The sequence below is a fragment of the Noviherbaspirillum sp. genome, from assembly GCF_036563305.1.
In the GTDB taxonomy this organism is placed as follows: domain Bacteria; phylum Pseudomonadota; class Gammaproteobacteria; order Burkholderiales; family Burkholderiaceae_D; genus Noviherbaspirillum.
In genome coordinates this window covers 222,021-245,227 of record NZ_DATCMQ010000016.1, presented here as the reverse complement: position 1 = coordinate 245,227, position 23,207 = coordinate 222,021, and the positions used below count along the sequence as shown (strand labels likewise).

21 protein-coding genes are annotated in these 23,207 nt (G+C 66.1%); 10 read left to right on the top strand and 11 right to left on the bottom strand.

Annotated features, from left to right (window positions below; genetic code table 11):
* The first annotated feature begins 6 nt into the window (after positions 1–6).
* The gene (locus tag VIM12_RS17560) at positions 7–630 is read left to right on the top strand and encodes a Maf family protein (RefSeq protein ID WP_331943072.1); all 624 of its coding nucleotides are present in this window, start codon (positions 7–9) and stop codon (positions 628–630) included.
* Positions 627–2,090, top strand: coding sequence for a ribonuclease G (rng, locus tag VIM12_RS17555; RefSeq protein ID WP_331943070.1), 1,464 nt, complete (start codon positions 627–629; stop codon positions 2,088–2,090). The genes VIM12_RS17560 and rng overlap by 4 nt, the downstream gene beginning before the upstream one ends.
* A 30-nt stretch (positions 2,091–2,120) precedes the next feature.
* Here the strand turns inward: rng and VIM12_RS17550 are convergent, their stop codons facing one another.
* The 5 genes from VIM12_RS17550 to hutC all read right to left on the bottom strand — a co-directional run bounded on the left by VIM12_RS17550 (position 2,121) and on the right by hutC (position 6,464).
* Positions 2,121–3,014 (bottom strand): hypothetical protein, encoded by an 894-nt coding sequence (locus tag VIM12_RS17550; RefSeq protein WP_331943068.1) that lies wholly within the window; start codon positions 3,012–3,014, stop codon positions 2,121–2,123.
* Between the two features lie 65 nt (positions 3,015–3,079).
* Positions 3,080–4,159: a molybdenum ABC transporter ATP-binding protein gene (modC, locus tag VIM12_RS17545; RefSeq protein WP_331943066.1), complete on the bottom strand. Its 1,080-nt coding sequence runs from the start codon at positions 4,157–4,159 to the stop codon at positions 3,080–3,082.
* Positions 4,156–4,830 carry a molybdate ABC transporter permease subunit gene (modB, locus tag VIM12_RS17540; RefSeq protein ID WP_414691804.1) on the bottom strand — a complete coding sequence of 225 codons (675 nt, stop codon included), beginning with the start codon at positions 4,828–4,830 and terminating at the stop codon, positions 4,156–4,158. The genes modC and modB overlap by 4 nt, the downstream gene beginning before the upstream one ends.
* A complete protein-coding gene (modA, locus tag VIM12_RS17535; RefSeq protein WP_331943064.1) occupies positions 4,830–5,564 on the bottom strand; it encodes a molybdate ABC transporter substrate-binding protein in 735 nt (244 codons plus the stop codon). Before modA ends, modB begins: the two co-directional genes overlap by 1 nt.
* Positions 5,565–5,726: 162 nt before the next feature.
* Positions 5,727–6,464, bottom strand: coding sequence for a histidine utilization repressor (gene hutC, locus VIM12_RS17530; RefSeq protein ID WP_331943062.1), 738 nt, complete (start codon positions 6,462–6,464; stop codon positions 5,727–5,729).
* A gap of 85 nt (positions 6,465–6,549) precedes the next feature.
* Here hutC and hutU point away from each other — a divergent pair, with 85 nt between their 5' ends.
* The 4 genes from hutU to hutI are packed head-to-tail and all read left to right on the top strand — an operon-like array spanning position 6,550 to position 12,026.
* Positions 6,550–8,268 carry a urocanate hydratase gene (gene hutU, locus VIM12_RS17525; RefSeq protein ID WP_414691803.1) on the top strand — a complete coding sequence of 573 codons (1,719 nt, stop codon included), beginning with the start codon at positions 6,550–6,552 and terminating at the stop codon, positions 8,266–8,268.
* Entirely contained in the window at positions 8,265–9,818 is a 1,554-nt protein-coding gene (gene hutH / locus VIM12_RS17520; RefSeq protein WP_331943060.1) for a histidine ammonia-lyase, read from the top strand. Before hutU ends, hutH begins: the two co-directional genes overlap by 4 nt.
* Positions 9,819–9,826: 8 nt before the next feature.
* Entirely contained in the window at positions 9,827–10,804 is a 978-nt protein-coding gene (gene hutG, locus VIM12_RS17515; RefSeq protein ID WP_331943058.1) for a formimidoylglutamase, read from the top strand.
* The gene (hutI, locus tag VIM12_RS17510) at positions 10,797–12,026 is read left to right on the top strand and encodes an imidazolonepropionase (protein ID WP_331943056.1); all 1,230 of its coding nucleotides are present in this window, start codon (positions 10,797–10,799) and stop codon (positions 12,024–12,026) included. The genes hutG and hutI overlap by 8 nt, the downstream gene beginning before the upstream one ends.
* Before the next feature lie 4 nt (positions 12,027–12,030).
* Here the strand turns inward: hutI and VIM12_RS17505 are convergent, their stop codons facing one another.
* From VIM12_RS17505 to VIM12_RS17495, 3 genes are all read right to left on the bottom strand, one after another.
* The gene (locus VIM12_RS17505; protein WP_331943054.1) at positions 12,031–12,612 is read right to left on the bottom strand and encodes a peroxidase-related enzyme; all 582 of its coding nucleotides are present in this window, start codon (positions 12,610–12,612) and stop codon (positions 12,031–12,033) included.
* Complete coding sequence (gene msbA, locus VIM12_RS17500; protein WP_331943052.1) at positions 12,609–14,348, bottom strand: lipid A export permease/ATP-binding protein MsbA; 1,740 nt, start codon at positions 14,346–14,348, stop codon at positions 12,609–12,611. The genes VIM12_RS17505 and msbA overlap by 4 nt, the downstream gene beginning before the upstream one ends.
* Positions 14,349–14,446: 98 nt before the next feature.
* A complete protein-coding gene (locus VIM12_RS17495; RefSeq protein WP_331943050.1) occupies positions 14,447–15,355 on the bottom strand; it encodes a LysR family transcriptional regulator in 909 nt (302 codons plus the stop codon).
* A 134-nt stretch (positions 15,356–15,489) separates the two neighbouring features.
* Here VIM12_RS17495 and VIM12_RS17490 point away from each other — a divergent pair, with 134 nt between their 5' ends.
* Entirely contained in the window at positions 15,490–15,834 is a 345-nt protein-coding gene (locus VIM12_RS17490; protein ID WP_331943048.1) for a DUF2917 domain-containing protein, read from the top strand.
* A gap of 13 nt (positions 15,835–15,847) precedes the next feature.
* Positions 15,848–16,471 (top strand): GNAT family N-acetyltransferase, encoded by a 624-nt coding sequence (locus tag VIM12_RS17485; protein ID WP_331943046.1) that lies wholly within the window; start codon positions 15,848–15,850, stop codon positions 16,469–16,471.
* A gap of 4 nt (positions 16,472–16,475) precedes the next feature.
* Here VIM12_RS17485 and VIM12_RS17480 read toward each other — a convergent pair whose 3' ends face one another.
* Together VIM12_RS17480 and dnaE are read right to left on the bottom strand one after the other, a co-directional pair.
* Entirely contained in the window at positions 16,476–17,054 is a 579-nt protein-coding gene (locus VIM12_RS17480) for an NUDIX domain-containing protein (RefSeq protein WP_331943044.1), read from the bottom strand.
* 121 nt (positions 17,055–17,175) lie between these two features.
* A complete protein-coding gene (gene dnaE, locus VIM12_RS17475) occupies positions 17,176–20,628 on the bottom strand; it encodes a DNA polymerase III subunit alpha (RefSeq protein WP_331943042.1) in 3,453 nt (1,150 codons plus the stop codon).
* A gap of 162 nt (positions 20,629–20,790) precedes the next feature.
* On the opposite strand from dnaE, the gene VIM12_RS17470 reads away from it, so the two are divergent.
* Both VIM12_RS17470 and VIM12_RS17465 read left to right on the top strand, forming a co-directional pair.
* The gene (locus tag VIM12_RS17470) at positions 20,791–21,654 is read left to right on the top strand and encodes a sulfurtransferase (protein WP_331943040.1); all 864 of its coding nucleotides are present in this window, start codon (positions 20,791–20,793) and stop codon (positions 21,652–21,654) included.
* Between the two features lie 115 nt (positions 21,655–21,769).
* Complete coding sequence (locus VIM12_RS17465; protein ID WP_331943038.1) at positions 21,770–22,657, top strand: hypothetical protein; 888 nt, start codon at positions 21,770–21,772, stop codon at positions 22,655–22,657.
* 34 nt (positions 22,658–22,691) lie between these two features.
* On the opposite strand, the gene VIM12_RS17460 is transcribed toward VIM12_RS17465, so the two are convergent.
* Complete coding sequence (locus VIM12_RS17460) at positions 22,692–23,186, bottom strand: WbuC family cupin fold metalloprotein (protein ID WP_331943036.1); 495 nt, start codon at positions 23,184–23,186, stop codon at positions 22,692–22,694.
* Between the last annotated feature and the right edge of the window lie 21 nt (positions 23,187–23,207).

Here is a 23,207-nt window from a genome sequence, read left to right as displayed (position 1 = left end):
GACTTCATGAAACCGGCAGACAACAGGATCTACCTCGCCTCCAAGAGCCCGCGCAGGCGGGAGCTGCTGCGCCAGATCGGCGTCGACTTCGAACTCCTGATGCTGCGCGACCAGTCGCATCGCGGCGGTCCGGACGTCAGCGAGGAGGTGCATCCTGGCGAAAAGGCGGGCGACTACGTGGTGCGGGTGACCCGCGACAAGGCAAACTACGCGGCCCAGGCAATGCTGATGCGACGCCTGCCGATGCGGCCGGTCCTGACCGCGGATACCACGGTCGTGGTCGACGAGCGCATCCTGGGCAAGCCTGCCGACAAGGCGGAGGCAATGGATATGCTGCGGCTGCTGTCCGGCCGCACCCACCAGGTCATCACCAGCGTCGCGCTGCGCCACGACGAGGAGTTCTGGCAGCTCACGCAGGTGTCCGAGGTGAGCTTTGCGCCCCTGAGCGAAGACATGATGCGCGCCTACTGCAACACCAGCGAACCGTACGACAAGGCAGGCGGCTACGGCATCCAGGGCCTTGCTTCGGTTTTCGTCGCGCGCATCGAGGGCAGCTACACCGGCATCATGGGGCTGCCGCTGCACGAGACCGCCCAGCTACTCCAACAGGCCGGCATATCCGTTCTATGAGCGAAGACATCCTCATCAATATCACCCCGCAGGAGACACGGGTTGCATTGATCCTTCAGGGCGCGGTACAGGAGCTCCACATCGAGCGTACGCTGTCGCGCGGCCTGGCGGGCAACATCTACCTCGGCAAGGTGGTGCGGGTGCTGCCCGGCATGCAGTCCGCCTTCATCGACATCGGCCTCGAACGTGCGGCCTTCCTGCATGTCGCCGACATATGGGAAGCGCGCGACCACGACAATCCCAACAGCATGCCGCGGCCGATCGAAAAGCTGCTGTACGACGGCCAGTCGATCACGGTACAGGTCATCAAGGATCCGATCGGCACCAAGGGCGCGCGGCTGTCGACGCAGATCTCGATTGCCGGACGCATGCTGGTCTACCTGCCGCAGGATTCCCATATCGGCATTTCCCAGCGCATCGAGAACGAAGCCGAACGCGAGCTGCTGAAATCCCGCGTGCAGAAGCTGGTGCCGCCGGAGGAGAAAGGCGGCTACATCATCCGCACGATGGCGGAGGATGCCAGCGAGACCGACCTGCAGATGGACATCGACTACCTGCGCAAGACCTGGTCGGCGATCACGCAGAACGCGCGCATCCGGCCGGCGCCCACCCTGCTCTACCAGGACCTGAGCCTGGCGCAGCGGGTGCTGCGCGATTTCGTCAACGACGAGACGCTCAGCATCCAGGTCGACTCGCGCGAGAACCACCTGAAGCTGCAGCAGTTCGGCGCCACCTACACCCCGTCGGTGCTGTCGAAGCTGGTGCATTACACCGGCGAACGTCCGCTGTTCGACCTGTACGGCGTCGAGGAGGAGATCGAGCGGGCGCTCGGCCGCCGCGTCGATCTGAAGTCCGGCGGCTACCTGATCGTCGACCAGACCGAGGCGATGACCACGATCGACGTCAACACCGGCAGCTACGTCAACGGGCGCAATTTCGACGACACCATCTTCAAGACCAATCTGGAGGCCGCGCACGCGATTGCGCGGCAGCTGAGGCTGCGCAACCTCGGCGGCATCATCATCCTCGACTTCATCGACATGGAGAGTCCGGAACACCGCGCGGCGGTGCTGGCCGAGCTCAACAAGGCGCTGTCGCGCGACCGCACCAAGGTCTCGGTGTCCGGTTTCTCGGCGCTCGGCCTGGTCGAGATGACCCGCAAGCGCACCCGGGAATCGCTGGCACACATCCTGTGCGAGGTCTGCCCGGCATGCTCCGGCAAGGGCCAGGTCAAGACCGCCCGCACCATCTGCTATGAAATCCTGCGCGAACTGCTGCGCGAGGCGAAGCAGTTCAACCCGCGCGAATTCCGCATCCTCGCCGCCCAGGTCGTGGTCGACATGTTCCTCGAGGAAGAGTCGCAACACCTCGCCATGCTCGGCGACTTCATCGGCAAGCCGATCTCCCTGCAGGTGGAGTCGCTGTATCACCAGGAACAGTACGACATCATCCTGATGTAGCAAGTTTGCGCGGATTGTGATGGGCTTACGCTACGCTTTCTGATAGTAGTCCATCATCGAGCGAATGTAGGATTTGGAAGGTGACCGTCCAAACACGCGTCCGATGTACGCCTTGAATTCATCCAATTCGTTCGGCTTGCCATCCAGGTGTGCGCCCATTCCCGCCTTTGCCTTCCAGGCATCGTATTCGAACACGATCTCGTACCCCCCGACTAGGGGGCCAAATACATGCCGATCCAGTTCCGACGTGACGTCATCCACCAGTTTCAAATACTTGACGATCACGGCGTCCGTAGGCTTTATCGCGTTGACCGGTTCCCACGGAGCGCGGCGTAAAGTCTCGCCGTCATGTCCGTACTTGTGGGCGATCCTGTTGCGAAGGTCTTGAAGCTGCTGCAGATTCTGGATTTCCGCTTTTACGTTTGCGGGCACAGTCCCGAAAGCCATTTCCAGTCTTTGCAGGCGATCACTCCATCGCCCTTTCGTGAAGGATTCGGCGCGGTCCTTCATGTGCTTGCGGAAGGGCTTTGTCAGCAGTGCGGGGTTCTTGAGAAGATGGACACTGTCCTTGTCAAGAAGGCTGCGGTCGATCAGCTCCGGCATTGCCTGAAAGACGGTCAGGCCCGCGGACACGACATAGACTTCCAACATCGAAGCAGTGGAGATCACGGCATTCTGGCGCAGCCAGATGTCGAAATCGTTAGCGGCAGTACCCCATGCGGCATTATCCTTGAAGCGATCGGCCGCCCCAGGTACCGTCGCCAGTACGGTAGCGTACGCACCTGTGGCAACCCCTTTGGAAGATTGCCCGAACCAGAACACGTTATTCAAGTGCGAAAGGTGCTGGCGCACAATCTGACGGGCCAGTGTCGTATCAAAAGGCAGGAATTTAGGGTCGAATTTGGTTGGCGAAGGCTTTGGCATGGGTCAGTGGCAGGTTTAGAAACAAGGCATCATATACTTTGCAATACGGCAAAACCGAGCTGAGCTCATGCAAGCAGCGCACTCGCTTTGAACTGAGCCCAGATCCGCATGCCTGGCCCGAGTTGGAGGCGGTCGCGGGATAGGCACGTAATGCGTGCCATCAAGGGCATGCCCCCCGCGTCCAATCGCAGGAGAAGGTGGGTATCGTCAGGAAGCGGGACCTGGGCGACGACTACTGCCGCCACTTGGTTCAGCGCTGTCATATCGTCCCGGCGATCAAGGGCGAGTACGACATCGCGTGCGCGCACGCGCATGCGTAGGTGCTGGCCGGCGAGGACCGGCGCATGTGGCACCACCATATAGTTGCCCTCGACGACCAGGGTCGCGAGCCGGTAATGCACATCGTAGCTCACGACAACGGCGTCAACGACGACACCGGCGTCCTCGTCCATTGCCATTGGCAGGTCCAATTGCGCCGTCATCTCGGTGACCGATCCCGCCGCCCGTACTCCGCCCTGCTCCAGCAGCACGACATGGTCGGCCAGACGCGCCACTTCATCGGGCGCATGGCTCACGTACAGGATGGGAATCGCCAGCTCCTCATGCAGGCGCTCCAGCCACGGCAGGACCTCCTGCTTGCGCGCGCGATCGAGGGAAGCGAGCGGCTCGTCCATCAGCAGGAGCTTGGGGCCGGCAAGCAGCGCGCGGGCAATCGCGACGCGCTGGCGCTCGCCGCCGGACAGGGTATCCGGCCGGCGCCCGAGCAGCTGCGCGATTCCCAGCAGGCGCAGCACCTCCGCGGGTTCCGGACAGGCATGCGACCGTGACGCGCGCTTCCACCCATACTCCAGGTTGCCCCGCACGTCGAGGTGCGGCAGCAGGCTGGCTTCCTGGAAAACGTAGCCGAGCGGACGCTTGTGCACCGGCGTGCGGAGGCGGCGCCCGTCGTCCTGCCAGACCTCGCCGTTGACCTCGAGATAGCCGGGATGCCGGTCGAGGCCGGCGATGGCGCGCAGCAGCGTGGTCTTGCCGGCGCCCGAGGGGCCGACGATCGCGCTGACGCCCCGGCCGGGCAGGCGGAGGTCGACCGCGAGCGAGAAGCTTCCGCGCCGCAGGTCGAAGCGCGCATGCACGCCGCTGTTCATCGTGCCTGCTTCCCGCGGTTGAGCGTGTACAGCCCGAGCAGCACGCAAAAGCTGAACACCAGCATGCCGGCCGCCAGCCAGTGTGCCCGCGCATATTCCAGCGCCTCCACATGGTCGTACACCTGCATCGAGACGACCCTGGTCTCGCCGGGGATGTTCCCGCCGATCATCAGCACCACGCCGAACTCGCCGAGGGTATGCGCGAAGACGAGGATGGCCGCGGTCAGGTAGCCCGGCCTTGCCAGCGGCAGCGCCACCGTGAGGAAGGCATCGAGCGGGCGCGCGCGCAGTGTGGCCGCCACTTCCATCGGCCGGCTGCCGATCGCCTCGAAGGCATTCTGCAGCGGTTGCACCGCGAACGGCAGCGAGTAGAACAGCGAGCCGATCACGAGCCCGGGGAAGCTGAACGGCAGCAAGCCGACGCCAAGCGCTTCCGTGAGCCTGCCCACCGGGCCTTGCGGCCCCATGGCGACCAGCAGGTAGAAGCCGAGCACGGTCGGCGGCAGCACCAGGGGCAGCGCGACGACGGCGGCGACGGGCGCGCGCAGGCGGGAGCGGGTATGCGCGAGCCACCAGGCCAACGGGGTGCCGATCAGCAGCAGCAGGACGGTGACCACGGCGGCGAGCTTCAGCGTGAGGAGGATCGCGCTCCAGTCTTCCGGAGCAAGCATCAGTGCGCGTACCCGTAGCGGCGCATCGTCCGCCGGGAGGATTCGCCCCGCAGGTAGCGCATCAGTGCCTGGGCCGCCTGCTGTTCCCTGCCCTTTTCGAGTAGCACCGCGTCCTGCCGGATCGGTGCATGCAGGTTTTCGGGGACGATCCAGGCCGAGCCCGACCGCAGCCGCCCGTCTTCATACACCTGGGACATGGCGACGAAGCCAAGCTGTGCATTGCCGCTGGCAACGAACTGGTAGGCCTGCCCGATGTTTTCGGCCTGCACCAGCCGCGCCGCCATCGCGTCGGCGAGTCCGAGCGCAGCCAGTGCCTCGGCCGCCGCCCGGCCGTACGGCGCCAGCCGTGGATTGGCGATGGCGAGATGGGAGAACGCAGCCTTGCGCAACGCCTCGGGACCGGCATCGGCGATGCCGGCCTTCGCGCTCCACAGCACCAGCCTGCCGACCGCGTAGGTGAAGCGGCTGCCGGCCACGGCAGCCCCTTCCCGCTCCAGCCGCGCCGGGACGTCGTCGTCGGCTGCAAGCAGGACATCATAGGGCGCGCCATGGCGTATCTGGGCGTAGAAGGCGCCGGTTGCGCCGAGCGAAATGTGCACCGTGTGCCCGCTCTCCCGCTCGAACTGCCCGGCAATCTGTCGCATCGGGCCGGCGAAATTCGCGGCGACGGCGACCCGCACCTCGCCAGCCGCGGCGGTGCCGGCCGCGAAGGAGGCCACGAAAAAGGAGGCCATGCAGGCGATTGCCATGGAGGGAAGTTGACGGTACATGCGCAGGCGTCGGGATGGGCAGACCTGTAAAAGCCCTCATCTTGCCACAGACACAAGCGAGCGGAGGCCCTCGCCACGCCAGCGTCGGAGCGGACAGCCAGGGGCATGCGGGGGGCAGGACTGCGGCTAGAAACTGCCGGCGAACTGGTAGCGGCTGCCCGGGTGCCACATCGTCACCACCGTCGCCGCCTGCCCCTGCGACAGGGTGCGACGCTTGAGCACCAGGCAGGCGTCCTTCGCCTGCATGCGCAGCATCGCGGCGATCTCGCGCGGCGGGTTGAGCGCCTCGATGCTGTATTGGACCGCTTGCAGCGGCGCGACCGCCATCAGGTATTCATTCGGGGTCAGCGCGGAAAAGTCCTGCTCCATGTAGCCGGGCGCAATGGCGGGATTGACCCAGCGGTCCTCGACCTGGATCGGCACCTCGTTCTCGAAATGCACGATCACCGAGTGGAACAGCGGGGACCCCGGCTTCATGCCGAAGGGCAGGGCCATCGCCTCGCTTGCCTTGCCGCGCTCCAGCAGTTGCAGCTCGCTTCGGTGGGTGTGACCGCGCGCGCGCACTTCCTCGGCGATGCTCTTGATCTCGACCAGGGTAGACTGGTATTTGTGCTGCGCGACATAAGTGCCCGAGCCCTGGACCCGGGTCAGGATCTGGTCCGCGCTCAGCTCCCGCACCGCCCGGTTGACGGTCATCCGCGACACGCCGAACTGCCTGGCGAGTTCCGGCTCCGACGGGATCGCGTCGCCCTCCTTCCAGCGGCCGGCCTGGATTTCGCCCAGCAGGTAATCCTTGATCCGCTGGAACGCCGGCACCTCGATGTCGCCTGCTTGCAATGTCTTCTCCTGTTTCCTTGCGCGCATGGTAGCACTCGTCCGGACAACTAAAAATCCACTTGCTTAAGTTGTATAGACAACTTAAGCTTACTTCATCGACAAGGAGAATGCGATGAATGCCCCGACCGAACAGATGCAGATCGAAAAAGACCCGCGCCTCGCCCCCGGCCGCGTAGTGCGCGCGCCGCGCGGCAGCGCGCTCAACTGCAAGAGCTGGCTGACCGAAGCCGCGTACCGGATGATGCAGAACAATCTCGATCCCGAGGTCGCCGAGAATCCGCAGCACCTGGTGGTGTACGGCGGCATCGGCCGCGCCGCGCGCGACTGGGCATGCTACGACCGGATCCTGGAAACGCTGCGCGACCTGGACGACGACGAAACGCTGCTGGTGCAGTCGGGCAAGCCGGTCGGCGTGTTCCGCACCCATCCCGACGCGCCGCGGGTGCTGCTGGCCAACAGCAACCTCGTGCCGAAATGGGCGAACTGGGAGCACTTCAATGAACTCGACCGCAAGGGCTTGTTCATGTACGGGCAGATGACGGCCGGAAGCTGGATCTACATCGGCAGCCAGGGGATCGTGCAGGGCACCTACGAGACCTTCGTCGAGGCCGGCCGCCAGCACTACGGCGGGGACTGGCGCGGGCGCTGGATCCTGACCGCCGGCCTGGGCGGCATGGGCGGCGCGCAGCCGCTGGCGGCAACGCTGGCAGGCGCAGTGTCGCTCACCATCGAATGCCAGCAAAGCAGTATCGATTTCCGGCTGCGCACCCGCTATCTCGACAAGCAGGCCGCCAGCCTCGACGAGGCGCTGGCAATGGTGAAGCACCATTGCGAACGGGGCGAGGCGGTCTCGATCGGCCTGCTCGGCAATGCGGCCGAAATCCTGCCTGCGCTGGCGCGGCACGCCCATGCGGGCGGCATCCGTCCCGACCTGGTGACCGACCAGACTTCGGCGCACGACCTGGTCAACGGCTACCTGCCGGCCGGTTGGAGCGTGGCCGAGTGGAAGGCGGCGCAGCAGGATGCATCGCAACACCCGCGCCTGCAGGCGGCGGCCCGGCAATCCTGCGCCGCCCATGTGCGGGCGATGCTGGATTTCCATGCGATGGGGATTCCGACCGTCGACTATGGCAACAATATCCGGCAGGTCGCGCAGGATGCCGGCGAGGCCGACGCGTTTGCCTTCCCAGGCTTCGTGCCAGCCTACATCCGGCCGATGTTCTGCGAAGGCAAGGGACCGTTCCGCTGGGTGGCGCTGTCCGGCGATCCCGAGGACATCTACAAGACCGACGCAAAGATCAAGGCGCTCTTCCCGGAAAACCGCCATGTGCACCGCTGGCTCGACATGGCGCGCGAGCGCATCGCCTTCCAGGGGCTGCCCGCGCGGATCTGCTGGCTGGGACTGGGCGAACGCCATCGTGCCGGCCTCGCCTTCAACGAGATGGTGAAAAATGGCGAACTGAAGGCGCCGGTGGTGATCGGCCGCGACCACCTCGACACCGGCTCGGTCGCCAGTCCCAACCGCGAGACCGAGGCGATGAAAGACGGCAGCGATGCGGTTTCCGACTGGCCGCTGCTGAACGCCCTGCTCAATACCGCCGGCGGCGCGACCTGGGTCTCGCTGCATCATGGCGGCGGCGTCGGAATGGGATACTCGCAGCATGCGGGCATGGTGATCGTTGCCGACGGCAGCGACGCCGCGGCGAAACGGCTGGCACGGGTGCTGGTGAACGACGCCGGCTCGGGCGTCATGCGCCATGCCGACGCCGGCTACGAGAGCGCGGCCGCCTGCGCCGCCCGCAATGGCCTGAACCTGCCCATGATGAAATGAAGACGATGAAGAAGGACACCCTCACCCTGGTCCCCGGCCGCCTCACCCTGGCACAGCTGCGTCGCATCTGGCAGGATGCCGTGCCGCTGCAGCTGGCGCCGTCGGCCTACGACGCCATCCATGCCTCGGCCGCGACGATCAGCAAGATCGTCGAGCGCGGCGCGCCGGCCTACGGCATCAACACCGGATTCGGCAAGCTGGCGAAGACGCACATACCGAACGAACAGCTGGAAGAACTGCAGCGCAATTTGATCCTCTCGCACTCGGTCGGCACCGGCGAGCTGATGTCCGACCAGACGGTGCGGCTGGTGCTGGCCACCAAGATCGGCAGCCTGGCGCGCGGCTATTCCGGCATCCGCGCGTCGGTGATCGATACCATGATCGCGCTGTACAACGCCGGCATCATGCCCTGCATCCCGAGCAAGGGATCGGTCGGCGCTTCCGGCGACCTGGCGCCGCTGTCGCACATGACGCTGGCGCTGATGGGCGAAGGCGAGGTGCGGGTGGACGGCAGGATCATGCCGGCGCGGGAAGCCCTGGCGGCCGCCGGCATCAGTCCCGTCAACCTCGCCGCGAAGGAGGGCCTGGCGCTGATCAACGGCACCCAGGTCTCGACCGCGCTGACGCTGCACGGCCTGTTCCTGGCGGAGCGCATGCTGGAAGCCGCCATCGTCGCGGGCGCGCTGTCGGTGGATGCCGCCAAGGGGAGCGACGCGCCTTTCGACCATCGCATCCACCTCGTGCGCGGGCAGCCGGGCCAGATCGCGCTGGCAGGCATCTACCGCCAGCTCCTGTCCGGCAGCGGCATCCGCCGCTCCCACCTGGAGAACGACGACCGGGTGCAGGACCCGTACAGCCTGCGCTGCCAGCCGCAGGTGATGGGCGCCTGCCTCGACCTGATCGGCAATGCCTCGCGCACCCTGCTGGTGGAAGCGAACGCGGTGACCGACAATCCACTGGTCTATGCGGACGAAGGCGACGTCATCTCCGGCGGCAACTTCCATGCGGAGCCGGTTGCGTTTGCCGCCGACACGCTGGCGCTCGCCATCGCGGAGATCGGCGCGCTGTCGGAACGCCGCATCGCGCTGCTGATCGATTCCACACTGTCCGGCCTGCCGCCGTTCCTGGTGGCCTCCTCCGGCCTCAATTCCGGTTTCATGATTGCGCATGTGACGGCTGCCGCGCTGGCATCCGAGAACAAGTCGCTGGCCCATCCGGCCAGCGTCGACAGCCTGCCGACTTCCGCCAACCAGGAAGACCATGTGAGCATGGCCACCTTTGCCGGCCGGCGGCTGCACGAGATGGCGTACAACACCGCCACTATTGTCGGCATCGAACTGCTGGCGGCGGCGCAGGGCGTGGACTTCCATCGTCCGCTGGAGACCTCGCCGCTGCTGGCGCAAGTTCTCCGCCGGCTGCGCGAGCGGGTGCCGTTCTATGACAAGGACCGGCTGTTTGCACCGGACATCGAGACGGCCAGGCAGATGACGCTGCGGGGCGACCTTGCCGCCTGCTGCGCCGACCTGTTCTCCGGCCTGTACGCCAACTGAGGAAGACCATGCTGCTGCCACCCGACATGCACCGCTGGAGCGGACGCATCGACAGCGCCGAGGGCGGCGCCGGCCTGCGCTGGCACCAGGTCGTGCGGCCCCTGGCGGCGGACGCCGCGGGGCTCGCGCTGCTCGGATTTGCCTGCGATGCCGGGGTCGGGCGCAACCACGGGCGCACCGGTGCGGCGGAAGGACCGACGGCATTGCGCGCGGCGCTCGGCAACATGCCGGTGCATCACCGCCTTGCCATCCACGACGCCGGCGACATCGTGTGCCGGCCGGACGCGCAGGGCGACGGGCTGGAGGCAGCCCAGCGCCTGCTGTCGGAAACGCTGGCGGGACTGCTCGGCCGCGGGCTGGCGCCGCTGGTGCTGGGTGGCGGCCATGAGATGGCGTTCGGCAGCTTCGGCGGTCTGGCCCGCCATCTGGCCGCCGCGGCAACCGCGCCGCGCATCGGCATCGTCAACCTCGATGCCCATTTCGACCTGCGGCTGGCCGACGCCGCAAGTTCCGGGACGCCGTTCCGCCAGATCGCGGAGGATTGCGCTGCCCGCGGCTGGCAATTCCGCTACTGCTGTCTCGGCGTGAGCGAATTCGCCAACACCGACGCCCTGTTCCGTCGCGCGCAGTCGCTCGGCGCGCGCTGGATGCTGGACGAGGAGATGCAGGCACACAGGTTCGAGACGGTGCGCGCCCTGCTGGTCGACTTCCTGTCGGACGTCGACCATCTCTATTTCACCACCTGCCTCGACGTGCTGCCGGCGGCCGTGGCGCCCGGTGTCAGCGCACCGGCCGCGCGCGGCGTCGGACTGGACGTGGTGGAACAGGTGACGGATCTGCTGGCGGCAAGCGGCAAGCTGCGGGTCGCCGACATCGCCGAGCTGAACCCGCGCCATGACATCGACCAGCGCACCAGCCGCGTGGCGGCCAGGCTCGCCGCGCGCATCGCCAGCCGCTGGGTGGCGGCGAGGAGCACGCATGGCTGATCCGGTTCCTGCCTGGGATGCGGTCTGGGTCAACGTCCGGCTGGCGACGATGGCCGAGCCGGGCGCCTACGGCGAGATTCCCGATGGCGCGGTCGCGGTACGCAACGGACGCATCGCCTGGGTCGGGCCGCGGGCTGCCCTGCCCGCCTGCGCCGCCATCGTCCACGACGGCGGCGGCTGCCTGCTCACCCCCGGACTGATCGACTGCCATACCCACATCGTCTACGCCGGCAACCGCAGCGAGGAATTCGAGGCGCGCCTCAACGGCGCGAGCTACGAAGAGATTGCGCAACGGGGCGGCGGCATCCTGTCGACGGTTCGCGCGACGCGTGCGGCGTCGGAGCAGGCCCTGTTCGACGCCAGCCTGCCAAGGGTGAAGGCGCTGATGGCGGAAGGCGTGACGACGCTGGAGGTCAAGTCCGGCTACGGACTCGACCCGGAAAGCGAAGCGAAGATGCTGCGCGTGGCGCGACGCTTCGGCGAGGCCTTGCCGCTGCGCGTGAAGACCACCTTCCTCGGCGCCCATGCGCTGCCGCCGGAATACGCGGGACGCGCCGACGACTACATCGACATGCTGTGCGGGGAGATGCTGCCGGCGCTGCATGCCGCCGGCCTGGTGGACGCGGTGGACGCCTACTGCGACCGCGTCGGCTTCACCGCCGCCCAGACCGAGCGGGTGTTCCGCGCGGCGCGCGCGCGCGGCCTGCCGGTCAAGCTGCATGCGGAGCAGTTGTCCGACCAGGACGGCGCGGCGCTTGCCGCCCGCTATGGCGGCCTGTCGGCCGATCACCTCGAGCACCTGTCGGCGTCGGGTGTGGCGGCGATGGCGGCGGCCGGCACCGCGGCCGTGCTGCTGCCGGGGGCCTACTACTTCCTGCGCGAGACCCGGCTGCCCCCGCTTGAGGCGCTGCGCGATGCGGGCGTGCCGCTGGCGCTCGCCACCGACTGCAATCCCGGCACCTCGCCGATGACTTCGCTGCTGCTGGCGATGAACATGGGGTGCACGCTGTTCCGCATGACGCCGCTGGAAGCGCTCGCCGGCGTCACCCGCAATGCAGCGGCCGCCCTCGGCGTCGGTCATGAGGCCGGCACCCTGGCGCCGGGCAAGCGGGCCGACTTCGCGCTGTGGCGGGTCGAGCGCCCGGCTGAGCTGGCCTATGCGATCGGGGCCAATCCCTGCGCCGGGTCCGTCAAGGACGGCATGCCCCGCAGCGACTGCTGAACGCCTATTTCCGCGGCACGCGACCCATCAGGAAGAACTCGTCGTTCGGCCGCATCGAGACCACGTTCGCCATGCGGTTCGACAGCCCGAAGAAGGCGGTGATTGCGGCAATGTCCCAGATGTCCTCGTCGTCGAAGCCGTGCATCCGCAGCGCCGCATAATCGGCGTCGCCGACATCCTGCGAGCGCAGGCAGACCTTGACCGCGAAATCCAGCATCGCCTTCTGGCGCGGCGTGATGTCGGCCTTCAGGTGGTTGACCGCGACCTGGTCGGCCACCAGCGGCTGCTTGGCATAGATGCGCAGCAGCGCGCCGTGGGCGACCACGCAGTAGAGGCAGCCATTCTTCGCACTGGTGGCGGTGACGATCATCTCGCGGTCGGCCTTGGTCAGGCTGCCGGTTTCCTTGAGCATCAGGGCGTCGTGGTAGGCGAAGAAGGCGCGGAACTCGGCCGGCCGGTGCGCGAGCGCGAGGAACACGTTCGGGATGAAGCCGGCCTTTTCCTGTACCGCCAGCATCATCTGGCGGATATCGTCGGGCACCGCGTTGATGTCGGGTACCGGAAAGCGGGAAATCGGTGCGCTCATGCTTCTGTCTCCTTGTTGAACTGCAGGTGGTAGAGGTTGGCGTACACGCCGTTCTTGTCCAGCAGCTCGGCATGGGTGCCGGTTTCGACGATGCTGCCGCCGACCAGCACCACGATGCGGTCGGCACGCTCGATGGTCGACAACCTGTGCGCGATGACCAGCGTGGTGCGGGAGCGCATCAGTTCATCGAGCGCCGCCTGCACCGCGCGTTCCGATTCGGTATCCAGTGCCGAAGTCGCTTCGTCGAGGATCAGGATCGGCGCATCCTTGTAGATCGCGCGTGCGATCGCCAGGCGCTGCCGCTGCCCGCCGGACAGCCGGTTGCCGTTGTCGCCGACCAGGGTATCGAGGCCCTCGGGCAGCGCCGCGACCACCTCGGTCAGGTGCGCCGCCTTCACCGCCGCCTCGATCCGCGACCGGTCCGGTTGCGGGTCGCCGTAGGCGATATTGGCGGCCACCGTGTCGTCGAACAGCACCACGTTCTGGCTCACCATCGCCATCTGCGCGCGCAGGCTGGACAAGGCCAGCGACTCGATCGGCTGGCCGTCGAGCCTGATCTGCCCGCTGTCGACCGGGAAGAAGCCCGGCACCAGGTTGACCAGCGTGGTCTTGCCGCCGCCGGACATGCCGACGAAGGCGACCGTCTCGCCGGGCTCGATCGCGAGGTTGATGCGGGACAGCGCAGGCTGGGTCTGGCCGGGGTAGCTGAAGCTGACGTCGATGAATTCGAGCTGGCCGCGGGCCCGCTCCGGGAGCACCCTGCCGTCGGTCCGCTCCGGTTGCGCGTCGATCAGCTTGTACACCGCGTCGGCCGCGGACAGGCCGCGCTGCAGCGGACCGTTGACATTGGCAAGGTGCTTGAGCGGCGTGAGCAGCATCAGCATGGCGGTGATGAACGAGGCAAAGCTGCCGACCGTGGTGCGGCCGTCATGCGCCTGCACGAGGGCGATCACGATCACCAGCGAGACCGCGAAGGCGGTCAGCAGCTGCGTGACCGGCACGGTGGCCGCAAAGGTGGCCGCCATGCGCATCGCGTAGGCCCTCAGCTTGTTCGCGCGCTGGTCGAAGCGCTTGCGCTCGTACGCATGGCCGCCGAAGATCTTGATCACCTGCTGCGCGCGGGTGGTCTCCTCGATCACCTGCGTCATCTCGGCATTGATGGTCAGGAACTGCTCGGTGAGGCGGCGCAGCCGCTTGCCGGTCGCCCGCACCACCAGCGCGATGACCGGCAGCAGCACCAGGGTGATCAGCGTGAGCGCCGGGTTCAGGTAGATCAGGTAGCCGAGCAGCCCGACGACCGTCAGCGAGTCGCGCACCATCGGCGTGAAGACATTCTTGAGCATGTCGATGATCTGCTGCGCCTCGAACATCATCGAGTTGATCACCCGGCCGACCGAGGTGCCCGCATAGAAGCCGACCGGTACGTCGAGCAGCCGCTCGAACATCTGCTGCCGCAGCGTATTGAGCAGGCGGGTGGAGACCCAGGCCATCATGTAGGTGGTCAGGAAGGTGGAAGCGCCGCGCACCGCGAAGATGCCGATCACGCACGCCGGCACCAGCCACAGCGGGAAATCCAGCGGGCCCTTGAAACCATGGTCGAGCAGCAGGCGCATCATCCAGGCCAGCGTCGGTTCGGTCGCGGCGGTCAGGATCATGCCGAGGAAGGCCAGCGCCAGCCGCCCCCTGTAAGGCTGCGCCATGCGCAGCGTGCGGCGGAAGTTCGGCGGCAGTTTCATAGATTCGATAGGACCATGTTTCGTTGCAACGGAGTCCGCGCGGCGCCGGGCGCGCGGGCGGTCTGGGGATTATAGAGGATGGTCCGTGCCGTGCCGGCTCAGAACCGGTCCCACGGCGGCTCGGGACCGAAATGCGCGATCAGGTGGTCGATGAAGGCGCGCACCTTGGGCTGCATGTAGCGGTTCGGCAGGTAGAGCATCTGCAGCGACATGCCGGGGTTGGCAACATATTCGGGTAGCAGCTGGCGCAAGCGCCCGCTTTTCAGGTGCGGACCGAGCACGTAGGTCGGATTCATCACGATCCCCATCCCGTCCAGCGCAAGCTGCAGCAGCACCTCGGAATTGTTGACGCGGAAACGGCCGTTGATCTGGGGCGTGACCTCCCTGCCGCCCGCCACGTAACGCCAGCTGCCCTGCACGGGCGCGCCGTGGTAGGTCAGGCACTGGTGCCGTGTCAGGTCCTGCGGCGTCAGCGGCACGCCGTGGCGTTCGAGATAGGCCGGAGATGCGCAGGTCACCCACCTGACCGGCGCCAGCGGCCGCGCCACCATGTTCGGCGGCGGACTGTCGGTGATTCGGATCGCCAGGTCGTATCCCTCCTCCACCAGGTCCACCACGCGGTCGCTCGCAATCAGTTCGATCTCCACCTTCTCATGCCGCCGGCAGAAGGTTTCGAGCGCCGGCGCCAGGTGCAGCGAGGCAAAAATCACCGGCGAGGTCAGCCGCAGCACGCCGCGGGGCTCGGCCTGCAGCTGGGTGACCGTCTGCGCCGCGGCGTCGAGCTCCTGGGCGATGCGCAGGCAGTGCTCGTAATAGGCGGCGCCGATTTCCGTCAGGCTCATGCTGCGCGTGGTGCGGTTCAGGAGCCGGACGCCAAGGGCGCTCTCGAGGCTGCTGACCTGCTTGCTGACCAGGGACTTGGAGGTGGCGAGCGCCTGCGCGGCGGCGGAAAAACTGCGTGTTTCGACCACTTTTGCAAAGGTCATCATCTGTGCCAGGTGTTCCATTCGCCCCTCTCCTCATTGTCCATGGATGGAAACAATCTTATTCCGTTTTTATGGATTGTAAATACAAAGAGACAAACCATAATGACTCCATGGTTGCGGTGCAACATGCGCCGCCCACAGCCAAGGAGCCTGTCATGAAAGCGACCCTGAGAAAGACTGACGATGCCGCCACATCCGCCGCCGGCGTCCTGCCCCCCAACGGCGCCACCGTACAGCTGAGTCGTACCAGCGGCGCAAGCGTACGCGGCGCGCGCGGCTGGACGGTACGCGCGTTGAGCGGAAGCGTGTGGATCACGCAGGACGGCGACATCCGCGACGTCGTGCTCGAACCCGGCGAAAGCCATGTCCTTGACCGCGACGGACCGGCGCTGCTGTGGTCGCTGGGGGACGGCGGCGCCTGCCTGTCGCTGACGCCGCGCGATCCTGCGCCGCGCGCCCGTCCTGCCGCGCTGCCGCTGGGTCGCCCCGCCTTCGCCTGAACCGGAGCTCGCCATGGTCAAGCTTCTGCCTTGCCGCCGGACCTGGAAGCAGTTCCTGCCGTTCTGGCCGGATGCGCGCCACGCCGGACTGGTGCACGACAACTGGCGCCTGCGCGACGGTGCGACCGTCACCTTGCGGCCTGCACGGGCGACCGACGCCGCCCTGATCCAGGACATGGTGCGCGGGTTATCCGCGGAAAGCCGCTACCACCGCTTCTTCTATCCGCTGCATGAAGTCCCGCCCGACCTGCTGGCGCGCTTCACCCTGGCCGAGCCGGCACAGGCGATGACGCTACTGGCGACGGTCACCGAGGATGGCCGGGAAACGGCGGTGGCAATGGCGCAGTATGTGGCCGAGGGCTGCCCCGCGTACTGCGATTTCGCGGTCGTGGTAACGGATGCGCGCCAGCGCAACGGGCTGGCGACGCGCATGCTGCGGGCACTGATCCGGGTGGCGCGCAGTGCGGGGATAGAACGGATGGAAGGCGACGTGCTGGCCGAGAACGAACCGATGCGGCGGCTGATGCTGGGGATGGGATTCCGGCTGGAGCGGCATCCCGACGGCGCCTACCTGCGCAAGGCCTGGAAGCAGCTGTCGATGCCCAACCGTAGAGCCGGCGCGGCAACTGCCGCCTGACGCACTACATGCCGGCGGCCAGGCTTGCCTTCGGCGCTGGCATCGGCACCTGCAGCTTGTCCCGCAGCCATTGCGCATACGGCCGGGCGAACTGGTGCAGCCGGGGATGTTCCACGGCCTCCTCGAGCGGCATCCACTGCCATTGCGCATGCTGCGCATCGCCGTCCCCGGCAGGCAGGGCGAGCTGGTCGAGCTCCGACCACGACAGCGGGAGCCAGTACGGCATGTTGACGTAATGGGTGGAGATGTCGGGGCTGAATGCGCTGTCCGGATAGAAGTGGTCCCACGCGCCCATCAGCTGCATCTTCCCGCGCAACTGGGCGAACGCCGCCTCCGCCAGCCCGAGTTCGCCGCAGGCCACCCGCAGCATCGCCTGTTCCAGCGCCTCGTTTTTGCGGATGCGGCCGCCCGGCGTGAACCACCAGTCTTTTGCCGGCGCGTTGGTGCGCAGGCCGACCAGCAGCCGCTGCGCCGGATCGGTGATGCACAGGTCGATCGAGATCAATGGCAAGGCCGCGACGGCCTGCCTGAAGTCGGCTTCGGAAAGAAATACCGGATTGGGAATGCAGTTCTTGTCGTGCATGATGTGCTGCCGCCTGCCCTCCGTGTTCATCCGGTCGGTCAGCGGCCTGGTCGCCCTGTTGCTGTTGATCTCCGTCGAGACTACACGCCTGCCCCGGATTTGTCCTTGATTCCCGACACGATCAGTATTCGACCGTTGCCCCCTTCACCCCGAGCGCATCCGCCAGCGACTGCTTCAGGCCATCCGCCGGCGCCACCCGCCAGTCGTCCGCCAGCCGGATTTCGCAGCTGCCGATGCCGTCGCGTACGTAACGCATGGTCAGCGGCAGCCCGCCTTCTGAGCGGTAGGGCGCAAGAATCTTCTTCATCTGCACCGCATCCGGCGGCGACGACAGCGAGAACGAGAACTGCTTGCCGAACTGCACCCGCGCCATCGCGATATCCATGACTTTCTCGGCGGTGACGCGCAGTCCGCCGGCAAAGCGGTCCTCCGATACCTTGCCGAGCACCGCCAGGAATTCATCTTCCTTGAACAGGTGGCGGTTGGGATCGTACAGCTCGTTGTAGACGGTCACGTCGACCGTATCCGTGCCGTCATCCAGCGCGACGATCACCATCTTGCCGCGCTGGGTCATCTGCACCCGCACCCCGGTGATCACGCCCGCCATCAGCCGCGGCTCGCGCGACGGCTCCAGGCTGGACAGCCTGGTCTTGACGAACTTGCGGACCTCGTCGGCGTAGGCATTGAACAGGTGGCCGGACAGGTAGAAGCCGAGGGCCGATTTTTCTTCGGTCAGCCGCTGCTTTTCGCTCCACGGCGCGGCCTTCACGTATTCCTGCGGCGCTTCCATGCCGCCGTCGTCGCCGCCGAACAGGCTGACCTGGTTGGCCGAGGCTTCGGCCTGCTCCGCATACTCCATCGCCAGGTTGACCGAGGCGATCAGGACGCCGCGGTCGACGCCAAAGCAGTCCATGGCGCCGGCGCGGATCAGCGCCTCGATGGTGCGCCGGTTGATCTGCTTCTTGTCGACCCGCCGAACGAAATCGAACAGGTCGCGGAACGGCCCGCCGCTGTTGCGCGCGGCAATGATGGCCTCGATCGCGCCCTGCCCCGACCCCTTGACGGCCCCGAGGCCATAGCGGATCTGCGTGGCCTTCTTGCCCGGCACGCCGACCGGCATGAAGCGGTAGTCCGACTGGTTGATGTCCGGCGGCAGCAGCTGCAGCTTGCAGACATCCAGGGCGTCCTCGACCAGGATCTTCACCTTGTCGGTGTCGTCCATCGCCAGCGACATGTTGGCCGCCATGAAGGCCGCCGGGTGGTGCGCCTTCAGGTAGGCGGTGTGGTAGGACAGCAGCGCGTAGGCGGCGGCGTGCGACTTGTTGAAGCCGTAGCCGGCAAACTTCTCCATCAGGTCGAAGATCTCGTCCGCCTTTTCCTCGGACAGGCCGTTCTTCGCCGCGCCCTCCCGGAACAGCAGGCGGTGCTGGGCCATCTCCTCCGGCTTCTTCTTGCCCATCGCGCGGCGCAGCAGGTCGGCGCCGCCGAGCGAATAGCCCCCGATCACCTGCGCCATCTGCATCACCTGCTCCTGGTAGACCATGATGCCGTAGGTCTCGGACAGGATGCCCTCGGTGCGGGGATCGGGGTAGTCGAACTTCTCGCCGTGCTTGCGGCGGCAGAAATCCGGGATCAGGTCCATCGGGCCCGGACGGTACAGGGCGACCAGTGCGATGATGTCCTCGAAGCGGTCGGGGCGCGCGTCCTTCAGCATGCCCTGCATGCCGCGGCTTTCGAGCTGGAACACCGCGACCGTCCTGGCCTTGGTCAGCAGCTCGTAGGATGCCTTGTCGTTCAGCGGCAGCTTGGCGAGGTCGAACGCCATCATCGCCGGGTCGAGCTGCTTGATGTAGCGCACCGCGCGGTCCAGGATGGTCAGCGTGGTCAGGCCAAGGAAGTCGAACTTCACCAGGCCGACCGCCTCCACGTCGTCCTTGTCGTACTGCGACACCACGCCGGCGTCGCCGCCCTGGGTGTACAACGGGCAGAAGTCGGTCAGCTTGCCGGGCGCGATCAGCACGCCGCCGGCATGCATGCCGACGCTGCGGGTGATGCCTTCGACCTGCTGCGCCAGCTCCAGCACCTGCCGGACCTCTTCCTCCTTCTCCATCCGCTCCTTCAGCAGCGGCTCTTCCTCGATGGCGTCGGCGATCGTCACCAGCTTGCCGGGCTTGAACGGGATCAGCTTGGAAATGCCGTCGCAGAAGTTGTAGCCCATGTCCAGCACCCGGCCGACGTCGCGCACCGCGCCCTTGGCCGCCATGGTGCCGAAGGTGGCGATCTGCGACACCGCATCGCGCCCGTAGCGGTCCTTCACGTACTGGATGACGCGGTCGCGGTTCTCCTGGCAGAAGTCGATGTCGAAGTCGGGCATCGAGACCCGTTCCGGATTGAGGAAGCGTTCGAACAGCAGGTTGTATTCGAGCGGATCGAGGTCGGTGATCTTCAGTGCGTAGGCCACCAGCGAGCCCGCGCCAGAGCCCCGTCCCGGCCCCACGGGCACGCCATTGTTCTTGCCCCACTGGATGAAGTCGGCCACGATCAGGAAGTAGCCGGGAAAGCCCATCTTGATGATGGTGTCGGTCTCGAACTTCAGCCGGTCCTCATAGCGCGGCCGCTGCTGCTCGCGCTTGTCCGGGTCGGGAAACAGCATCTGCAGCCGCTCCTCCAGCCCGGCCTTCGCCTGGATCACCAGGAACTGGTCGATCGTCACGCCATCCGGCGTCGGGAACAGCGGCAGCTTCGGCTTGCCCAGCTCCAGCTCCAGGTTGCAGCGCCGGGCGATCTCCACGGAGTTCTGCAGCGCGCCCGGCAGGTCGGCGAACGCCTCCACCATCTCGGCCTGCGTACGGAAGCACTGCTGGTCGTTGAAGCGCTTGACCCTGCGCGAATTCGCGAGGATCTCGCCTTCGGCGATGCAGGTGCGCGCCTCGTGCGCAATGAATTCGTCCGGGCTGAGGAACTGGACCGGATGCGTGGCCACCACCGGCAGCCGCAGCCGGCCCGCCAGCGCCACCGTCTGTCGCACATGGCTGTCCATGTTCGGCTGGCCGTAGCGCTGCACCTCCAGGTAGTACCGGTTAGGGAAGATCCCGGCCCAGCGCTGCGCGCAGCGCTCGGCCGCCGCCGGGTTGCCGTTGTCCAGCGCCATCCCGACGTCGCCGCCATGGGCGCCGGACAGGGCGATCAGGTCGCTGGACTGCCCGTTCTCCAGCCACGCCATCCGGATCTCGGCCCGGCCGCGGTGGACGTTGGTCAGCCACGCCTTGCTCAGCAGTTCGCACAACTGCAGGTAGCCGTTGCGATTTTTGCACAACAGCAGCACGCGCGACGGCTTGTCACGGTCATCCTCGTTGGTGATCCAGGCATCGCAGCCGGCGATCGGCTTGATGCCCTTGCCGCGCGCCGCCTTGTAGAACTTGACCATGCCGAACAGGTTGGCGAGGTCGGTGACCGCCATTGCCGGCTGCTTGTCCTTGGCGGCCGCCTTGACGATGTCGTCGATGCGCACCAGGCCGTCGACGATCGAATACTCGGAATGAACGCGGAGGTGGATGAATTGCGGGGAAGTCATCGGGGTATTTTACAAGCCGGACCGGCAGCGCGGGGGTGCGCTGGATGGCAAAAAAGAACTTGCCAAGGGCCGCCGCTTGCGGCAACGCCGCCGTCGCGGCAAACGCCCGCGACCCCGCCATGCCGTATATAATGTCGCCGAATCAAAGACTTACAGAAAGCCATGTCGTCCGCCACCCCCTACGTCAACATCGCCGCGTACAAATTCATCAGTTTCAACGACACCGCCGAAAAGCGTCCCGCGTTCCGCGCGTTGTGCGAGGAACTCGGACTGAAAGGCACCATCCTGCTCAGCCCGGAAGGCATCAACCTGTTCCTCGCCGGCCTGCGCGAGCCGATCGACCGCTTCCTCGCCTGGCTGAGGGACGATCCGCGCTTTGCCGACATCGAGGTCAAGGAGAGCTATTCCGACCGTCAGCCCTTCACCAAGATGCTGGTCAAGCTGAAGCGCGAGATCATCACGATGAAGAACCCGCTGATCAAGCCCGAGGAAGGCCGCGCGCCGGCGGTCGACGCCAAGACCCTGAAGCGCTGGCTCGACCGGGGCCATGACGACAACGGCAAGCCGGTGGTGATGATGGACACGCGCAATGCGTTCGAGGTCGACGTCGGCACCTTCAACAACACCATCGACTACCGGATCGAGAAATTCAGCGAATTCCCCGAAGTCGTCGAAAAGCACAAGGACGCGCTGCAAGGGAAGACCGTCGTGACCTTCTGCACCGGCGGCATCCGTTGCGAGAAGGCCGCGATCCATATGCAGAACGTCGGCTACGACAGCGTGTACCAGCTCGAAGGCGGGATACTGAAGTATTTCGAGGAAGTCGGCGGGGATCACTACACGGGGGACTGCTTCGTGTTTGACTACCGGACGGCACTGAATCCGAAGCTGGAGGCGACCGACACCAAGCAGTGTTTCGCGTGCCGCGCGGTGGTGACGCCGCGGGAGCAGTTGTCGCCTCTGTATGTGGCGGGGGTGTCTTGTCCGCATTGTGGAAAGGCCGAGCACGCACACAAGGCCGCCTAGCGCGCGGTCTTCGCGCTAGGCGTGGCGTTTACCTTCCAGGCCGCCGCGCTGTACACCGGGAAGGTGCTGTGCAAAAATGCGTTCCCCTATTCAACCAACGAAGAAACAGTTCAGCATGCTTGACCACCGCACCACCACCCCGATTGAAGAGCGACGCATGCCTGCCTCCGACGCCGGCAGCATTGGTCTGTACGACATCCTGCTCTTCCTGAAGCGCAGCTGGAAGCCGCTGGTGGCGACCACCGCCATCGGTGCCGGCATCGGCCTTGGTGCAACCATGATGGAAGTCGAGAAGTTCGAGGCGTCCGCCAACATTCAGATCGCTACGATGGCAAATGAGGCCATTGAAGCGCCCGCCGTGCTGGCGGAGAAACTCAAGTTGCCGCGCTACTACTCGGATGAACTCATCAACCTCTGCGGACTGTCCGGATCGAAGCGGCCCGGCGTGGACCTGGCAAAGGCGCTCAAGCCGGCGGTGAACCGCAGTGCACCAATGGTCAGCCTGCGCTTCGAGAGCACTTCCGCAAAAGCGGCCGAGGAGTGCCTTACCGCGGTGATGCTCCACGTGCGCGCCGACCAGGACGCCCTTGCCAGTTCGGCGGTTTCCGCGCGCACTGCGGAACTGAAAGCCCTGAGAAGCCGCCTGGCGGAGTTGGAAAAACTGAAGGCGGGCCTGGACGCCAGGATGAGTGCGTTCCTCAGCAACGAAAGCAAGGCTGAAGCATCCGAGTCGGTGCTCAACGCGTTGTCGTCGACCAACTTCGCCATCCAACAGCTCATCACGGACATCGGCAAGGTCGAACTGGCGCTAAGCTCGACGCAGACACGCCGGGTCGGGCTTGCGGCGCCGATTTACGTCGAGAGCACGCACTCCCTCAGGAAGCAGGCAATGCTGGTCGCAGTCAGCGCAGGCGCCGGTTTCGTGGCAGGCGTGCTGTTGCTGCTTGCCGCTGCCAGCATGCGCCACGACCGCGAGAGACGCCTCGCCTCGCATTCGTCCTGAGCAGGGGTACTGCAGTCCCGTCCGGCAGCGCCGCCTAGCGTGCAAGACGTTGCGCGACGCGCCGCTTGAGATCACTCAGGTATGGCGCGGCCCCATCGCTTCCCTCCTCCGGGGCCCAGGATGCCAGTTCCTTCGCTTGCGAGGGATCGAAGGGTCCTGCCTTCACCTCGAACAGAATCGCGTCGGGTGTGTCGGCCAGGACGGTGTGCCATGCACCAGGCGGAAGCTCCACGCCGACGTGCGCTGCCCCGTCGCAGCCGGAAACACCGAAACGCACTGCCTCGACGAGTTCACCGGCATCATCGAACAGTACCAGCGTCATGCACCCGCGCACCGCGACCAGGCATTCCGTCTTCGGATCCAACGAATGCCGGTGCGGGCGGATATAACTGCTTTCGCATATTGCATTGAAAAGCCGCTGGCACGGTTCGCCATAGCTCTCATGCAGGTTCCTGGATTGCCTGAGACGCGGAGAGCGTGCGGCTTCCGCCGCAAGGTCATCCAGCCAGGAGCGGGAAAAGAATTTCATGTTGCTGGGGAAGGTGCTGAT

What these genes read in the sequence shown, in the direction of transcription:
- msbA (WP_331943052.1), bottom strand. Translation starts at nt 14,348, where the DNA reads ATGAAACTGCCGCCGAACTTCCGCCGCACGCTGCGCATGGCGCAGCCT.
- VIM12_RS17470 (WP_331943040.1), top strand. Translation starts at nt 20,791, where the DNA reads ATGTCGTCCGCCACCCCCTACGTCAACATCGCCGCGTACAAATTCATC.
- VIM12_RS17480 (WP_331943044.1), bottom strand. Translation starts at nt 17,054, where the DNA reads ATGCACGACAAGAACTGCATTCCCAATCCGGTATTTCTTTCCGAAGCC.
- hutC (WP_331943062.1), bottom strand. Translation starts at nt 6,464, where the DNA reads ATGCGCGCAAGGAAACAGGAGAAGACATTGCAAGCAGGCGACATCGAG.
- VIM12_RS17460 (WP_331943036.1), bottom strand. Translation starts at nt 23,186, where the DNA reads ATGAAATTCTTTTCCCGCTCCTGGCTGGATGACCTTGCGGCGGAAGCC.
- hutI (WP_331943056.1), top strand. Translation starts at nt 10,797, where the DNA reads ATGGCTGATCCGGTTCCTGCCTGGGATGCGGTCTGGGTCAACGTCCGG.
- VIM12_RS17490 (WP_331943048.1), top strand. Translation starts at nt 15,490, where the DNA reads ATGAAAGCGACCCTGAGAAAGACTGACGATGCCGCCACATCCGCCGCC.
- VIM12_RS17550 (WP_331943068.1), bottom strand. Translation starts at nt 3,014, where the DNA reads ATGCCAAAGCCTTCGCCAACCAAATTCGACCCTAAATTCCTGCCTTTT.
- VIM12_RS17495 (WP_331943050.1), bottom strand. Translation starts at nt 15,355, where the DNA reads ATGGAACACCTGGCACAGATGATGACCTTTGCAAAAGTGGTCGAAACA.
- VIM12_RS17465 (WP_331943038.1), top strand. Translation starts at nt 21,770, where the DNA reads ATGCTTGACCACCGCACCACCACCCCGATTGAAGAGCGACGCATGCCT.
- hutH (WP_331943060.1), top strand. Translation starts at nt 8,265, where the DNA reads ATGAAGACGATGAAGAAGGACACCCTCACCCTGGTCCCCGGCCGCCTC.
- rng (WP_331943070.1), top strand. Translation starts at nt 627, where the DNA reads ATGAGCGAAGACATCCTCATCAATATCACCCCGCAGGAGACACGGGTT.
- VIM12_RS17560 (WP_331943072.1), top strand. Translation starts at nt 7, where the DNA reads ATGAAACCGGCAGACAACAGGATCTACCTCGCCTCCAAGAGCCCGCGC.
- modA (WP_331943064.1), bottom strand. Translation starts at nt 5,564, where the DNA reads ATGGCCTCCTTTTTCGTGGCCTCCTTCGCGGCCGGCACCGCCGCGGCT.
- hutG (WP_331943058.1), top strand. Translation starts at nt 9,827, where the DNA reads ATGCTGCTGCCACCCGACATGCACCGCTGGAGCGGACGCATCGACAGC.
- modB (WP_414691804.1), bottom strand. Translation starts at nt 4,830, where the DNA reads ATGCTTGCTCCGGAAGACTGGAGCGCGATCCTCCTCACGCTGAAGCTC.
- modC (WP_331943066.1), bottom strand. Translation starts at nt 4,159, where the DNA reads ATGAACAGCGGCGTGCATGCGCGCTTCGACCTGCGGCGCGGAAGCTTC.
- VIM12_RS17485 (WP_331943046.1), top strand. Translation starts at nt 15,848, where the DNA reads ATGGTCAAGCTTCTGCCTTGCCGCCGGACCTGGAAGCAGTTCCTGCCG.
- VIM12_RS17505 (WP_331943054.1), bottom strand. Translation starts at nt 12,612, where the DNA reads ATGAGCGCACCGATTTCCCGCTTTCCGGTACCCGACATCAACGCGGTG.
- dnaE (WP_331943042.1), bottom strand. Translation starts at nt 20,628, where the DNA reads ATGACTTCCCCGCAATTCATCCACCTCCGCGTTCATTCCGAGTATTCG.
- hutU (WP_414691803.1), top strand. Translation starts at nt 6,550, where the DNA reads ATGAATGCCCCGACCGAACAGATGCAGATCGAAAAAGACCCGCGCCTC.